The following is a 15773-nucleotide window of genomic DNA, read 5'->3' on the forward strand; positions in this document are numbered from 1 at the left end:
GGCATGACAAACGCTGCAAACGACGATTCGACCGACAACGCCGATGTCCGGCGGTATCGCACCCTGTTCATCTCGGACATCCATCTGGGCATGCGTGGCAATCAGGTCGAGGCTCTGCTTGAATTCCTCAAACATCACGATGCCGAGACGATCTATCTGGTCGGCGACATCGTCGATGGCTGGCGGCTGCGCTCAGGCTGGTACTGGCCGCAAAGCCACAACGACGTCGTCCAGAAATTGCTTCGCAAAGCCCGCAAGGGCACGAAGATCATCTATATCCCCGGCAATCACGATGAATTCCTGCGGGAATTCTACGGGTCGCATTTCGGCGGCATCGAGGTGCGCGAGACCGCGCTGCACGAGGCGGCCGATGGCAAGCGGTACCTTGTCATTCATGGCGACATATTCGACGTGGTCGTACGCCATGCGCGATGGCTGGCCTATTGCGGCGATTGGGCCTATGAAATCGCGCTTAGGCTCAGCACCCGTGTCAATTTCGTCCGGCGCAAGCTCGGCTTCACCTATTGGTCGCTGTCGGCCTGGGCCAAGCTGAAGGTCAAGAACGCCGTCAACTTCATCGGCAAATTCGAGGAAACGCTGGCCTCGGAAGCCCGGCGGCATGACGTCGACGGCGTGATCTGCGGCCACATCCACAGCGCCACCATGCGCGATTTCGACGGCTTCACCTATATCAACACCGGCGACTGGGTCGAAAGCTGCACGGCTGTCGTCGAGCATGACGACGGGCGGATGGAGATCATACGGTGGGCCGCGCTGAGCCGGCTGCTCAATGAGCAGAGGTCGCTCGCCGTTTCGCCCTGGCGGCGCCGCGCGGCGTGAGTGGCGATGCGCGTACTTATCGTCAGCGACGCCTGGCGCCCGCAAGTCAACGGAGTGGTGCGGACGCTCGAGAAACTCAGCGAGGCGCTGCGAGAGCGCGGCGTCGAGGTAGAGTTCCTGACGCCGGAAGGCTATCCCACCCTGCCGCTGCCCTCCTATCCTGAGATCAGGCTTGCGCTCGCCTCGACGCGGGAGATCGCGCGGCGGATCGAGGCTGCAGCACCCGACAGCATCCATATCGCGACCGAAGGACCACTCGGCTTACTGGCGCGGCGCGCCTGCCTTGCCGGCGGACGCGCATTCACGACGAGTTATCACACACGGTTTCCCGAATTCCTTAGCGCCCGGACCGCAGTGCCGGAAAGCTGGAGCTACCGTTGGATGCGCCGTTTCCACAATGCCGGCCAGGGCACGCTGGTGGCAACGCCCTCGCTCGGCACGGAACTGGCCGCAAAGGGTTTCACCAACCTCAGGCCATGGACGCGCGGCGTGGATACCGATCTTTTCAATCCGGCGCGAAAGAACGGCATTGGACTGCCGAGTCCGATATTCCTTTCTGTCGGCAGGGTGGCGATCGAAAAGAACCTGCCGGCATTTCTTGATCTGGACTTGCCCGGCAGCAAGATAGTGGTCGGCGATGGACCGGATCTGGCCAGGCTGAAGGCGCGCTACCCCGACGTGCATTTCCTCGGAACCTGCGTGGGAGAAGAACTCGCTCGAATTTACGCATCGAGCGATGTGTTCGTCTTTCCCAGCCGCACCGACACTTTCGGCAACGTGCTGCTCGAGGCTCTCGCCAGCGGATGTCCGGTCGCAGCCTATCCGGTGACCGGTCCGCTCGACATTGTCGGCGAGAGCGGCGGCGGCGTGCTGTCGAACGATCTGCGGCAGGCGGCACTCGCTGCCCTTGACGTGCCGCGCGATGCGGCCCGAGCGAAGGCGCTTACCTATAGCTGGGCCGAATGCGCATCGCAGTTTCTCGGACATCTCAGGCCGGCCGCACCGAAAGCGGCTGCTTGAGATTTATGCCCGTTTTAACAGGAGATCGGCTCTCGATGTCAGGCGTCATAACGCTCCGCAAACCTGCCGCAAGCAGTGCTCGGCTCAATCGCGCCGTTCGCCAGAACCCGTTGCTTTCCGGGGCCGGACTGTCAGAGCGAATTTTTGCCCAAGTCTTCAAGGGATTGGTCTACCCGCAAATATGGGAGGACCCCGATGTCGACATGGCCGCGTTGAAGATCAGGCCCGGTGACCGCATCGTCACCATCGCATCCGGCGGCTGCAACGCATTGTCCTATCTCATCGCCGATCCGGCCAGCGTCGAGGCGGTCGATCTCAACACAGCGCATGTCGCCTTCAACCGGCTCAAACTGGCGGCAGTCGCCAATCTTCCCGCGTACGAAGCCTTCTATCGTTTTTACGGCAAGGCCGATGACAAGGAGAATATCGAGGCCTACAGGCGCTTCATCCGACCGCATCTGGATGCCGAAAGCCGCACCTATTGGGAAAAGCGGACGGTTTCGGGCCGGCAGCGGATTTCGATCTTTTCGCGGGCCCTTTACCGGCACGGGCTACTCGGCTTCTTCATCGGCTGGGGACATCGCGTCGCGCGCTTGTACGGCATCGACCCGCGCGATCTGCTCAAGGCCGAAACACTTGACGAACAGCGCCGTTTTTTCGACGCGGCAATCGCGCCGCTGTTCGAAAAGCGTTTGGTGCGCTGGGCGACTTCGCGCAAATCCTCGCTGTTCGGCCTTGGAATCCCCCCACAGCAATATGATGCGCTGGCGACCGCCGGCAGCGCCGGCATGGCCGCAATTCTGCGCACGCGCCTCGAGCGGCTTGCCTGCGGCTTCCCGCTTTCGGAAAACTATTTTGCCTGGCAGGCGTTCGGCCGAGGCTACAGCCCTGCCGAGACGGGGCCGCTGCCACCCTATCTCTCGCGCGCGAATTTTCCGGTTGTTCGCGCCCGCGTCGACCGGGTGAGCGTGATCAACGCATCCTATACGGAGTTCCTCGCAGCCAAGCCCGACGGCTCGGTCGACGGCTTTGTTCTGCTCGATGCGCAGGACTGGATGACGGACCGGCAATTGTGCGAACTCTGGCGCGAAATCACCCGGACGGCGGCTCCGGGCGCGCGCGTCATCTTCCGCACGGCGGCGTCGGAAAATCTCCTGCCCGGCCGCGTCGACAACGCAGTCCTGCAGCGCTGGGAATACCGCGAAGCAGAATCGAAAGCGCTTCATGCCCGTGACCGGTCGTCGATCTATGGCGGCTTCCACCTGCATGTGCTGAAGGGAAGCTAGCCGATGGAAACGCAGCTCGATCACGGCGGCTTGATGGACCGCGTCTATCGGCATCAGCGCCATGTCTACGACGCCACGCGCCGATACTATCTTCTTGGTCGCGATCCGATGATTGCCGCGCTTACGCCCCCCGACGGCGGCAGCGTACTTGAGATCGGCTGCGGAACCGGACGCAATCTGGTCAAAGCGGCGAAACTGTTTCCGCAAGCCACGTTCTACGGCGTCGACATTTCGCAGGAGATGCTGGCGACCGCCGGAAAATCCGTGGCGGCCGCCGGGCTTCAAAGGCAAATCCGCCTCGCCTATGCGGACGCGTCCCGCTTCGATCCCATGAAGGTCTTCGGCCACTGCACATTCGACCGGATATTCATTTCCTACGCGGTGTCGATGATCCCCGGATGGCAGGCTGTGATGCGTAATGCCGTCACGCATCTGGCACCGGGTGGAGAACTCCACATCGTCGATTTCGGCGACCAGCGCGAGCTTCCGAACTGGTTCAAGACGGCGCTTTACACATGGCTCGGCTGGTATCATGTGACGCCGCGCACAAATCTGTTCGAAATCAGCGCCGAGATTGCTCGCAGTCTGGACGCCGTAACGGAGACAAAGCGGCTCTATCGCGGCTTCGCATGGATTTCGATCATTCGTCGCCCTTCAGGTGGAGGGCATTGAACGGTTCGGCAGCAAAGTTTCCCCGGCCGATGCGAGAAATGCCCGGCCGGGTTTCTTGAAGATCAAGCTCAGATCTTACCGTCAAGCCCCATCTGGTGGTACTTGTGCATGATCTTGTCCTGGTTCTCCAGCAGCCAGTCGATCGACGGTTCGTTCGTCATGGCCTTGCGGATGGCTTCCGTGGTTCCCTTGCGGTGCAGGTCGAACAGGATCTTGTGGTCGAGATTTTCGGCGTCGATGACGCTCGGAGCCAACCACACAGAGCAGATGATGCCGAGATCGTTCGCCTTTTCCTTCGGGATGAAACCGGCGCGCACGGCATCGAGAACGCCGTTGGCGATGGCGAACTGCACTGTGCCCATCAGGATGTTGGTATAACGTGAGTTCTTTACCGTCACCTTCGACACACACAGCGTGACCGGGCGCACCATGATGTCGGTGTTGAGAAGCGCAAAGACGCGCGTATGTCCGGCCACCTGATCGCCGGTCAGCGTAGCCAGCGCGGTGCCAACCGGGCCGTCGAGTTCGCCGATCACCACTTCCGGCTCAGCCGCGGTTCCGGGAGGGCCGCCTGCAGCAAGTGCCTCTCCGGTGCGCATAACGATACGATTGCTCATTCGAACTCCTCCTTACGGGAAATTTGGGGGTGATGGCGGCAGACCCTGCGCCGCTAAACGATCAGCGTATCTCCAAATGAATCGATACGCGACAGGAAGCTACCAACTTAGCCTCCTGCAATCGACTGCGGCATAGGCGCGCTGTCGCGCCCATGCCCTCATTCGATGTCGAAGGAGACGCCCTGGGCGAGCGGCAGCGCCTTGGAGTAGTTCACCGTGTTGGTGGCGCGGCGCATATAGGCCTTCCACGCGTCGGAACCGGATTCGCGGCCGCCGCCGGTTTCCTTCTCACCGCCGAATGCGCCTCCAATCTCGGCGCCGGAGGTGCCTATATTGACGTTGGCGATGCCGCAGTCCGATCCGTCCGCGCCAAGGAAACGCTCCGATTCCTGGAGGTCGCGGGTGAAGATGGAAGACGACAGGCCGGCACCGACGGCGTTGTGCAGTTCGAGCGCCCGGTCGAAATCGCTGTATTTCATGACATAGAGGATCGGGGCGAAAGTCTCCTCCGTCACCGGGCCAGCCTGGGCCGGCATTTCCACAAGCGCCGGACGGACATAGTAGGCGTCGGCGTGCCCGTTCTCGACGCGCTCACCACCCGTCGTCTTGCCGCCATGGGCCTCGGCATCTCTCAGCGCCTTCTGCATGTTGTCGAAAGCCGCCTTGTCGATCAGCGGGCCGACGAGCGCGCTGGTTTCGAGCGGACTGCCGACGGACACGCTTTCATAGGCCTTCTTCAGGTGAGGCACGAGCGCATCATAGACGCTCTCATGAACGAAAAGACGGCGCAGCGTGGTGCAGCGCTGGCCGGCCGTGCCCATCGCGCCGAAGGCGATGGCGCGCAACGCCATGTCGAGGTCAGCCGTGGGGCAGACGATACCGGCGTTGTTACCGCCAAGTTCAAGGATGGCCCGCGCGAAGCGCTTGGCGAGACGTGGGCCGACCTCGCGGCCCATCCGCGTCGAGCCCGTGGCGGAGACCAGCGCGACCTTAGGGTGATCCACCATCACCTCACCGATCGAGCGGTCGCCGATCAGCACCTGCAGCAGGCCCTTCGGCGCGTCTCCGAACCGCTTGACCGCCCGCGTGAAGATTGCCTTGCAGGCGAGCGCAGTGAGCGGCGTCTTCTCGGACGGCTTCCACACAACGGTGTCACCGCAGACAAAGGCAAGCGCCGCGTTCCACGACCAGACCGCGACCGGAAAATTGAAGGCCGAAATGACGCCGACCACGCCGAGCGGATGCCAGGTTTCCATCATGCGATGGCCGGGCCGTTCGGTGGCGATGGTGAGCCCGTAGAGCTGGCGCGAGAGGCCCACGGCGAAATCGCAGATGTCGATCATCTCCTGGACTTCACCCAGCCCCTCCGAAGGGATTTTGCCGACCTCGATCGAGACCAGGCGGCCGAGATCTTCCTTGGCGGCCCGCAATTCCTCGCCAAGCAGGCGAACGAGTTCGCCGCGCCGCGGCGCAGGCACCAGCCGCCAGGCACGAAAGGCTTCGTCGGCCGCATCGATGGCGTTCGAGACCTCGGCTTGCGACATCGTGGAGAGAGAGGCGATTTTCTCGCCGGTGACAGGGCTGTGGACCGCCAGGTCGCCACCCTGGTCGACATTCACGCCGAGCCTTGCCAGAAGCTCCGCCGTCTCCTGCTTGATGTCCATCATCTCATTCCTTCTTAAGCTTTCGGACCAAATTCACGCAGGGCCCGCTCACCTGACGCATCCCGGATTAGCACGAAATCGCCCGGAGAAGCGACAGCGTCAACATGCATGCGGGCTGCGCCCGTTGCGAAGGCCTTTTCCTTCAAACTGTCGGATGCTGGTGATGTAGTTGCCGGAACGCAGGCATGCAATCGGCCGGCGACCAACCATCGCCAGCAATCTTCATGCGCTAGCGCGCACGCCAGGACTGTGTGCGGTTGAGAAGACCGCGCGACAGCGCCATGTGGAGGATACGGGCAAGCGCATTGGTATAGAAGATCATCATGCCCATGGCGGCTGCGGGCGCGATGTCCCCGGCATCGTCCATGTTCAGCACCGCGACGGCGGCAAGGTTCGTATCGGGCGAGTAGAGAAACACCACGGCCGAAACCGTCGTCATCGCGTTGACGAACAGATAGATCGAGATATCGAGGATCGCCGGCAGGCAGACCGGCACGGTCACCTTGGTAAACAGCCGGTGGAACGGCTGCTTCAGCGAAGCCGCGACCGGTTCGAACTCGCGGTCGATCTGCTTCAGCGCCGTCAGGGCGGTCAGATGGCCGACGGTGTAAAAATGCGTGACCGTGCAGACCACCAAAATCGCCATCGTGCCGTAGATTGCATGCAACGGATTGGCCGGGTTGTTGAAAAAGAAGATATAGGCGAGGCCGAGCACCATTCCCGGCACCGCCATCGGCAGCATGGCAAGGAACTGAAACGCCGACCTTCCAAGCCTGAAATCATCGGTCTTCTCCACCATATAAGCACCGATGAAGACGATGATCGTTCCGAAAAACGCCGTGAGCGCAGCCAGCTTGATCGAGTTGTAGTACGAAGACCAGCCGCCGCCATCCATGCGATTGAAGGCGAAGTTCCTCAGGCTGAGGCTGAGATCGTAGGGCCAGAACTTCACCAGCGCGGCATATTGGCAGATGCCGACGATGCCCAGAATGAAGATCGCGACCAGGCTGCAATAGGCAAGGCACATCAGGTCGAAGCGACGGTTGGGCCTGGGCTCGTAAGGAACTGAACGTGCCGACAGCAACGCAACCTGCTTGCGCTGCACCATACGGTCGACGACGAAGGCTGCGAGCGCGGGAATGAGCAGGATGACCGAAACCACCGCGCCCATTTCGAAATTCTGCTGCCCGATCACCTGCTTGTAGATATCGACCGCCAGCACGTTGAACTGGCCGCCAATGACCTTGGGCAAGCCGAAGTCTGTGATGACCAAAGTGAACACAACGAAGGCCGCCGAAATCAGGCCATAGCGGGCCCCTGGCACGGTGACGACCCGGAAGGTGCGCCACTTGCTGGCGCGCAGCGAGGCGGCCGCCTCGTAATGGCGCTGATCAGAGATCGCCAGCGCCGTCGAGATGATGATGAGTGCATGCGGAAAGGTGAAGAACACCGAACCGATGACAATGCCGAGCGGGCCGTAGATCGACACGCCGAGCAGCAAGTCCCTGAGCAGACCCTGATTGCCGAAAAGATAGATCAGAGCGATGCCAGGCAGAAGCGACGGCACCAGGATGGGGGCCATCGCGATCAGCCGGAAAGCGCTCTTGAAGCGCATCTTGCTTCGGTTGAGCGCATAGGCGAAGCCGAAGGCGATGGCGACGGTGACAATCGTGCTGACAATGGCGATGAAGAACGAATTCTGGATCGAGCGGAACAAGGCCGGAGTTGAGAAATAGGTGACATAGTTCTCGAAACCGATGGTTCGGCTCGGCCGCAGCATGACCCGGCGGAAAGTGTTGGAATCGAGTTCCTGCCACTCTGTGCCGGCATGAGGCGCCGTGCCGATCAGATAGGAGGCGTTCTCGTCCGTTCCGCGGACCCGGTATTTGACGGGGCTGCGAAAGCTGAATTCCGGAAAGAAACTGGTGGCCGGCAGCCTGCCATCGGCATTGGTTGCGAGCTTCTCGGGCGATACGGCCGACAGTTTCTCGTTCAGCGCCGCCGCCGATACCGGCTCGCCGAAATTGCCCTGCGGGTCGCTGACCTGGAACTCGAAGGCGGTCAGATCGAAACTGTAGGTCGAAAGCGACTTCGACAGCATCACATAAAGCGGCGCGGCAAGCGACAGCACAAGGTAGAGCGCGATGACGACCATCAAGCCGCGCTTGATGAGGTCGTCCTTGTCGAGCCCGCGCCGCAGCATGCGGCCAGACGGCGCCAGCCCCTCAGCAGCCGCGGTCATGACGCGTCTCCGGCGAAAACGCCAGCAGCCGGTCGGCCGGCAGTTCGACGGTCAACGCGCCGCCCTTGGCAAGCGCCAGGCGCCGTACGGCATTGACCGAAAAGTCGGCGATCAGGATTTCGTCTCCAAGCCTTTCGCCGTGCAATCGGGTTCGCCAGAAAGAGCCCAGGAATTCCATCTCTCCGATCAGCACGTCGAGGAAATTGCTTGCCCCATCCGGCCTCGAGCCGGGCGCATGCGGGGTCACGTCTTCCGGGCGGATCGCCGCTATGACGCCATCGCCTCTGGTGAATGCATGCGCCGCGCAGCGCAGTTCGACATCGCCAAGAGCAACGCCGTCCGCGCATGTGGCGCGAGCGCCGAGCTTGTTGGTCTCGCCGATGAAATCGGCCACGAACAGCGTTTTCGGATTGCGGTAGATTTCGCTCGGCGTGCCGACCTGCTCGATCACGCCTTGGTTCATGACCACAATGCGGTCGGCCATCGACAGCGCTTCTTCCTGATCATGGGTGACCATGATGGTGGTGACCCCGAGCTTGCGCTGCAATTCCTTGATTTCGTGGCGAAGATGCACGCGCACCTTGGCATCGAGCGCCGATAGCGGCTCGTCGAGCAGCAGCAGGCCGGGCGAAATGGCGATGGCGCGGGCCAGCGCAATGCGCTGTTGCTGGCCGCCGGAAAGCTGCGCCGGATATTTCCTGGCCTGGTCGGACAGCCCCACCAGCGTGAGCAATTCCTCGACGCGGGCCTGGATTTCGGCGCGCGGGCGCTTCGTGTTCTCGAGGCCGAAAGCGACGTTCTTTTCGATGGTCAGATTGGGAAACAGCGCGTAGGACTGGAAGACGATGCCGTAGTCGCGCTTGGAGGGCGGCAAGGTGGAGATGTCTCTGCCCCCTTGATGGATCGCGCCACGCGTCTGCAAATCCAGACCGGCGATTGCTCGAAGCAGCGTGGTCTTGCCGCAACCCGACGGGCCGAGGAAGCAGATGAACTCGCCTTCGTCGATATCGAGCGAGATGTCCCGCAGCGCCTGAAACTCACCGAACGACTTCCAGAGATTTGCGATCTGCAGATAGGCCGGCTTGCTGGCGACTGGCATGTGACGCACCTCTGTCGGCGCGGCCGACGAGCCGGCGAGTGTTTCATGTCTCATCTTGACCATCCGACTGGCGTTGCGCAATGGGCGCCACCCTGAGGCAGCGCCCGCTCGCTTGTCGGGTCAGCTCTTCGGTTCCGACTTGGAGTTGTAGCGCGATTGCCATTTCTCCAGGATGGCGTTGCGGTTGTTGGCCGCCCACTCGAAGTCGTTTTCAATCATGTGGCTGGCGACGTCGGCCGGCAGATGTTCGACCTGCTTGGCGACGCCCGGCATGGCGACCACCGCATAGCCGACATTGTACATCTCGTTGGCCTTCTGGCTGATTGACCAGTCCACCAGCGTCTTGGCGGCTTCGAGATTGGGCGTGCCAGCGATGATGGCGGTGGCTTCGGCCTCCCAGCCCGAGCCCTCTTCCGGGAAGATGATGTCGATCGGGGCGCCCGCCTGCTTTGCCTTGGCTCCCGGAAACTCGAAGGAAACGCCGATGACCGTTTCGCCCGCGCCAGCCATCTTGCAAGGCTTCGACCCGGAGTGGGTGTAGCTCGAAATGTTCTCGTGTAGCGCGTCCATGAAGGACCATGCGCCTTCTTCGCCGAACATCTGCAGCCAGGCCGAAACGTCAAGGAAGCCGGTGCCGGACGAAGCCGGGTTCGGCATCACCACGTGCCCCTTATATTCCGGCTTGGTCAGATCCTTCCAGCTCTTGGGTGCGGCCAGCCCGAGTTTTTCAGCCTCGACCGTATTGAAGCAAAGGGCGGCCACATAGGCATCCATGCCGACCCAAGATGGCGGCGCGGCCTTGTCGACGAATTTCGGATCGAGTTTTTCAACCCCTGCCGGCGCATAGGGCTCGAGCATGCCCTCGCCCTTCAGCAGCAGGAGCGAGGTCGCAGCCACGCCCCACACCACATCCGCCTGCGGATTGTCCTTTTCCGCCAAAAGCTTGGCCGTCATCACGCCGGTGGAATCGCGAACCCAGTTGATCTTGATGTCGGGATGATCGGTATTGAATGTTTGCGCATAACGCTCAAGGTCTACGGCCTCGACAGCAGTGTAGACCGTAAGTTCCGTATCGGCGAATGCCGCCGAAGACGCCAGCGCTGTGGAAAGAGCGGCGATTACCAGAAATGTTTGCTTTTTCATGGACTTGGTTCCCATTGGAGGTCTGCTGTGCGCATTTCTTTTTGGGAAGTATTTGCTGCCGGTGCCGAGACATGCCTCATCCCACCGGACACCCTTCCGCCAAAGATAGTGCGAAACACGTATCGATAAGTAAAATCTATTTATCTTATGGTGCGGTAAGAGCCGTCGATAACAGACTGATGGCAGTTCAGGCGGAAAACGCCAATGTAATGACCCCGCCCGCCACCACTCCCGCCGACAAGAGACGGGTCGGCCACGGCCGCTCGCCGAAAACCACGAGCCCGATCAGCGCCGCGATGATGACGCTCGATTCACGCACCGCCGATACGGCACCCAGCGGCGCGATGGTTTTTGCATAGATGACCAGGCCATAGGCTGTAACGGCACAGAGGCCGCCAATGAGCCCGATGGCGAACGTTCGCCAGTTGAAATGATGGACGCTGCCGCGCCTGCGCAACAGGACGAACAGAACGACCGGCAGTTCGAGCAGGAACAGCCAGCCCATATAGCCGAATGGATTGCCCGAGAGCCTCACGCCGATGCCGTCGACCACGGAATAGCCGGCAATCAGCAGGCCGGTGACCAGAGCCGCCGCCACCGCCTTCGGATTGGCGTTCGCCGCGCCGCGCTGGAAGGCTAGCAGGCCGATGCCGAACGAGACCGCCGCCAGACCGATCAGCGATCCGACCGGCAGCGTCTCGCCGACCGCCAGGAAAGCGCCAAGCGCCACCAGCGCCGGCGCCACTCCACGCGAAATCGGATAGACCTGGCTGAGGTCGCCCAGACGGTAGGACTGGAACAGGAAAACATAATAGCCGTAGTGGATGACAGTGGAGGCGAAGATATAGACCCAGCTTTCGACGGCCGGAAGCGGCGTGGCAAGAACCAGTGCCAGCCCCAGAAAGGCATGCACGGAAGACACCGCCGCCAGCACCACGGCGCGATCCGAAACCGCCTTGACGAGAGCATTCCAGAACGCATGGAGGCAGGCCGCCGACAGGACGAGCGCAAGCGCGAAACCCGACATGCGCGCTCAATCTTCCATCAATGATGGATACGTGGTTGTTCCAGCAGCAGTCATTCGTCCCCCCTCAAACGCGAAGGAGGGAGCGCCGAACGCCCCCTCTTCCACGACTTTACCGATGCAGTGCGCCCTATCCGGGAAACCTCCAATTTTTCCGTATCGACACGTCCCGGGGGTCAGGCCCAGGGCAGCGAGAATGTCTTGACGTTGGTGTAGCTCTTCATCGCCTCAATGACGCCTTCCTTGTAGCCGTTGCCGGAATCCTTGATGCCGCCGAAAGGTGACATCTCGATGCGGTATCCGGGGACTTCCCAGATGTTGACCGTTCCGACCTGCAGGCCGGCAATGTACTTCTGCATGCGACGGAAATCATTGGTGCACACACCCGAAGAAAGGCCGAAGGCCGTCGAATTCGACAGCGCGATCAGCGCGTCGTCATCCTCGGGCGCCCGGATGATCGGGATCACCGGTCCGAACGTTTCCTCCATCACCAGTTCGGAAGCGTGCGGCACGCGGTCGACGACAATCGGCGGCAGCAGCGCGCCCTTGCGGCCAGGATTGTAGAGCACTTCCGCGCCCTGTTCGGCAGCCATGTTCACCCGGTTCTCGAACAGGGCCGCAGCTTTTTCATGGACCACCGTGCCAAGATCGGTTGCACGATCCATCGGATCGCCGAAGCGTATTTTCCTTGCCCGTTCCAGCACCAGCGGGACGAACCGGTCGGCGACGCTTCCCTGGCACAGTATGCGCTTGACGGCGGTGCAGCGCTGGCCGGAGTTCTTGGTGGCGCCGGCAACCGCCAGATCTGCCGCCTTGGCGAGGTCGTGGTCGGAGAGGTCGTTCAGGATGATCAGCGGGTCGTTGCCGCCGAGTTCGAGCACCTGGCGCCTGTAGCCGGCGGTATTGGCAATCAGCTTGCCCACCGGGACACCGCCGGTGAAGGTGATGAGCTCGATGTTCGGATTGGTGATCATCTCCGCGCCGATGTCGGCAGGCATGCCGGTGACCACCGACAGCATCTGCGGCGGCAGGCCGGCCTCGTAGAGAATGTCGGCCAGCACCAGCCCCGTCATTGGCGTCAGTTCGGTCGGTTTGACCACCACGCAATTGTTGGTGGCGATCGCCGGCGCCACCTTGTGCGCCACCATGTTGAGCGGGTGATTGAAAGGCGTGATCGCCGAAATCGCCTTCAGCGGCTCGCGCGTGGTGAATATCTTGCGCGCCTTGCCGTGGGGGGTAAGGTCGCAGGAGAATATCTGGCCATCATCCTGGATGCACATCTGCGCGGCCAGCGTGAACACGTCATAGGCGCGACCGACTTCGTAGAGCGAGTCGGCCTTGGAGATGCCGAGTTCCAGGGTGATGATGTCGGAGATCTCTTCCTTGCGCGCGGCCAGCGCCTCGGCGGTGCGGAACAATATCTGCTGACGCTCATAGCGCGTCAGCTTCGAGGTGTAGCCTGCCGCGATCTCGAACGCCTGGCGGGCATGTTCGGCGCGCCCGGCCGGCACGGTACCGATCACCGCATCGGTATAGGGATAGTGCACATTGACGACGCCATCGGCTTCCACCTTGCGCCCGGCAATCCGCATCGGCTCATGGCGCACCGCAAACTGCGTCTCGACCTTGACCATGTCCGCCATCTCCGTCAGTTCAGCGCCGCGGCCATCGCGGCATAGTGGAAGGCATCGAAATTGCGCAGCGTCGGCGCGTTCGGCAAATCGGGCAGCTTGCGGTTGACGATGAACGGCACCGTCTGCTCGGTCAATCCGCCATGCGAGCGCAGCGGTTCGTTGAGCGCGGCGAGATCGTGGCGATGCTCGCTGGTGCCGATGGTTTTGTTCTCCGACGACACCAGCACGATGTCGCCGATGCGGTCGTTCGGCAGTTCGAAGCGCTCGCAGGCCGTCGCATTGTCGATGACCACATCGATGCCGTCGATCGCAGCCAGCCGTTTCATGATACCGGCCTGATCGGCGCCTTGCGGCAGATAGGCGGTGGCAAACGAGCCCAGCGCGCCGTGATGCACCACGTAAGGATCGGTGATCGGTAGGATGACGCGGGCCGCATCCTTGCCAAGCCACTGGTCGAGCAGGTCCTGCACATAGATCACGTCGGGCGCGCCGTCGGCCTTGTGCTTGGGCTTCATGCCATGGTCGGCGGTGATGACGATGGCCGCCCCCAGCGCGTCGAGCTCCGCCAGATATTTGTCGAACATCTCGTAAAAGGCGTTGGCCTGCGGCACGCCCGGGGCATATTTGTGCTGCACGTAGTCGGTCGTGGTCAGGTACATGATGTCGGGCCGGAACTCCTTCAGCAGCTTGACGCCGGCGGCAAAGACGAACTCCGACAGTTCAGCCGAATAGACCTCCGGCACCGGCCTGCCGAGCCATGCCGAGGCGTTGTCGACGCCGTTCTCGGCCTTGGTCGACTTGTCGGATTTTTCCGAGGAAAAGCAGACGGCGCGGCCTTCGTCGAACGCCAGCCCGTGGCCGAGAAGCGCCCGCAGCTTGTCCTTGGCGGTTACCACCGCAACCCGCGCGCCGGCATCGTAATAGGCCTTGAAGACGGTCGGCGCGCGCAGGAAGCGCGGATCGTTCATCATCACTTCCTTGCCGGTTTCGCGCTCGTAGAGATAGTTGCCGCAAATGCCATGCACCGATGGCGGACGGCCGGTGGCGATCGACAGGTTATTGGGATTGGTGAAGCTCGGAATGACGCTGTGCGCCATGCGCACCGTGCCCTTTTCCTTGATCCGCACCAGCGCCGGCATCAACCCTGCTTCGATCGCCGCGTCGAGATAGGCCGGCTCGCAACCGTCGAGGCAAATCGCAATCGCCGGCACGCGCGGCCAGGCATAAGAGCGGCCATTCGCGCTCACATTGATCGGAGACATCTGGTTCATCGAAAATTCCTTTTGAGTGTACTGCCGTTCAGGCGGCAAGCTTGGCGCGCTCGGCGATTGCCGCGGGAGGAGGAGCGGCGGTATCGACGTTCATTTCCTTGAGCGAGGCGGCGGCTGCCTCGACGACGCGGCGCATGACGTGCTCGTCCATGCGGCCGATGCAGCCGACACGAAAACTGTCGACCACGGTAAGCTTGCCCGGATAAATGATGAAGCCCTTTTGCTTCATCATCTCATAGAAGCGGTCGAACGCGAAATTCGGATGCGCCGGATTGAAGAAGGTGACGATGATCGGCGACAGCCAGCGATCCTTCAGCAGCGTCTCGAAACCGAGCGCACGCATGCCATCGACCATCACGTCGCGGTTGCGTGTGTAGCGCGCACCCCGGCCGGCGACGCCGCCTTCGGCCTCGTGCTGGCGCAACGCCTCGAGGAAGGCGGCGACCACATGCGTCGGCGGAGTGTAGCGCCACTGGCCCGTCTTGTTCATGTGCGCCCACTGGGCATGCACGTCGAGGCTGAGCGAGTGGCTGCGCCCCTTGGCCGCCTCGAGCTCGCTCTTGCGGGCGATGATGAAGCCGAAGCCGGGCACGCCTTCGATGCACTTGTTGGCCGACGACACCATCGCCTCGTAGCGGATCTCGTCGACCGCAAGCGGGATGGCGCCGAAGGCGCTCATCGAGTCGATCAGGAGCTTGCGGCCCCGGCCGTAGACGGCCTCCGAAATCTCGGCGACGGGATTGAGTATGCCGGAACTGGTTTCGCAGTGCACCACCACGACATGGGTAATCGCGGGATCGGCGTCGAGGGCGGCCGCCACCTCGGCCCCGCGCGGCGGCATGTAGTCGCCCTTGTCGATCGTGGCATAAGCGCGACCGAGATAATCGAGGGTTTGGGCGATGCGCTGGCCGTAGGCGCCGTTTATCAGAACCAGCACCTTGCCGTCGCGCGGCAGGAAGCTGCCGAGCAGCGCCTCTACCGAGAACGTGCCGCTGCCCTGCATCGGAACACAGTCGAATTCATTCCCGGTATCGCCGATAAGCGACAGGAGGTGGCGGCGCAGTTCCGCCGTCATGGCGCGGAAATCGCCGTCCCACGAACCCCAGTCGCGCAGCATCGCCTGCTTGACCGGATAGGATGTGGTCAACGGGCCGGGCGTCAGCAGATAGGGTTCGCCGAGCGCGGGCGGGTCAAACGGCGCGGCAGCGGCGAAATTCGTTTCGGCTAGCATTCTGGAACCCTCCGCTTGGTCGCTGCCTGT

The 15773-nt window shown here is 62.1% G+C and carries 13 protein-coding genes; 4 read left to right on the plus strand and 9 right to left on the minus strand.

All coding sequences use genetic code 11. From position 1 onward, the window contains the following. The first annotated feature begins 3 nt into the window (after positions 1-3). Genes ACLKMW_RS07290 through ACLKMW_RS07305 form a run of 4 tightly spaced genes read left to right on the plus strand, consistent with a single transcriptional unit; the run spans position 4 to position 3818 of the window. The gene (locus tag ACLKMW_RS07290; RefSeq protein WP_415723741.1) at positions 4-840 is read left to right on the plus strand and encodes a UDP-2,3-diacylglucosamine diphosphatase; all 837 of its coding nucleotides are present in this window, start codon (positions 4-6) and stop codon (positions 838-840) included. A gap of 6 nt (positions 841-846) precedes the next feature. Continuing rightward, positions 847-1860, plus strand: a complete 1014-nt coding sequence (locus ACLKMW_RS07295) for a glycosyltransferase family 4 protein (RefSeq protein ID WP_415723742.1) — start codon at positions 847-849, stop codon at positions 1858-1860. Positions 1861-1895: 35 nt separating this feature from the next. Beyond that, the gene (locus tag ACLKMW_RS07300) at positions 1896-3146 is read left to right on the plus strand and encodes a BtaA family protein (RefSeq protein WP_415723743.1); all 1251 of its coding nucleotides are present in this window, start codon (positions 1896-1898) and stop codon (positions 3144-3146) included. A gap of 3 nt (positions 3147-3149) precedes the next feature. Beyond that, on the plus strand, positions 3150-3818 hold the full coding sequence (locus ACLKMW_RS07305) for a class I SAM-dependent methyltransferase (protein WP_415723744.1): 669 nt from the start codon (positions 3150-3152) through the stop codon (positions 3816-3818). Positions 3819-3886: 68 nt separating this feature from the next. Here the strand turns inward: ACLKMW_RS07305 and ACLKMW_RS07310 are convergent, their stop codons facing one another. The 9 genes from ACLKMW_RS07310 to ACLKMW_RS07350 all read right to left on the minus strand — a co-directional run bounded on the left by ACLKMW_RS07310 (position 3887) and on the right by ACLKMW_RS07350 (position 15743). Continuing rightward, positions 3887-4435 carry a formaldehyde-activating enzyme gene (locus ACLKMW_RS07310; protein WP_415723745.1) on the minus strand — a complete coding sequence of 183 codons (549 nt, stop codon included), beginning with the start codon at positions 4433-4435 and terminating at the stop codon, positions 3887-3889. A 158-nt stretch (positions 4436-4593) separates the two neighbouring features. Continuing rightward, a complete protein-coding gene (gene amaB, locus ACLKMW_RS07315) occupies positions 4594-6099 on the minus strand; it encodes an L-piperidine-6-carboxylate dehydrogenase (protein WP_415723878.1) in 1506 nt (501 codons plus the stop codon). A 229-nt stretch (positions 6100-6328) separates the two neighbouring features. After that, positions 6329-8341 (minus strand): putative 2-aminoethylphosphonate ABC transporter permease subunit, encoded by a 2013-nt coding sequence (locus tag ACLKMW_RS07320; RefSeq protein WP_415723746.1) that lies wholly within the window; start codon positions 8339-8341, stop codon positions 6329-6331. Continuing rightward, on the minus strand, positions 8325-9494 hold the full coding sequence (locus ACLKMW_RS07325; protein WP_415723747.1) for a putative 2-aminoethylphosphonate ABC transporter ATP-binding protein: 1170 nt from the start codon (positions 9492-9494) through the stop codon (positions 8325-8327). The genes ACLKMW_RS07320 and ACLKMW_RS07325 overlap by 17 nt, the downstream gene beginning before the upstream one ends. A 66-nt stretch (positions 9495-9560) precedes the next feature. Further along, positions 9561-10583 carry a putative 2-aminoethylphosphonate ABC transporter substrate-binding protein gene (locus ACLKMW_RS07330; protein ID WP_415723748.1) on the minus strand — a complete coding sequence of 341 codons (1023 nt, stop codon included), beginning with the start codon at positions 10581-10583 and terminating at the stop codon, positions 9561-9563. Between the two features lie 187 nt (positions 10584-10770). Then, positions 10771-11610 (minus strand): EamA family transporter, encoded by an 840-nt coding sequence (locus ACLKMW_RS07335; protein WP_415723749.1) that lies wholly within the window; start codon positions 11608-11610, stop codon positions 10771-10773. 173 nt (positions 11611-11783) lie between these two features. Further along, positions 11784-13241, minus strand: a complete 1458-nt coding sequence (gene phnY / locus ACLKMW_RS07340; RefSeq protein ID WP_415723751.1) for a phosphonoacetaldehyde dehydrogenase — start codon at positions 13239-13241, stop codon at positions 11784-11786. A gap of 14 nt (positions 13242-13255) precedes the next feature. After that, positions 13256-14512: a phosphonoacetate hydrolase gene (gene phnA / locus ACLKMW_RS07345; RefSeq protein WP_415723753.1), complete on the minus strand. Its 1257-nt coding sequence runs from the start codon at positions 14510-14512 to the stop codon at positions 13256-13258. Positions 14513-14540: 28 nt separating this feature from the next. Further along, positions 14541-15743 carry a 2-aminoethylphosphonate--pyruvate transaminase gene (locus ACLKMW_RS07350; protein WP_415723754.1) on the minus strand — a complete coding sequence of 401 codons (1203 nt, stop codon included), beginning with the start codon at positions 15741-15743 and terminating at the stop codon, positions 14541-14543. Between the last annotated feature and the right edge of the window lie 30 nt (positions 15744-15773).

Source organism: Borborobacter xinjiangensis (assembly GCF_047739745.1).
GTDB lineage: Bacteria > Pseudomonadota > Alphaproteobacteria > Rhizobiales > Rhizobiaceae > Pseudaminobacter.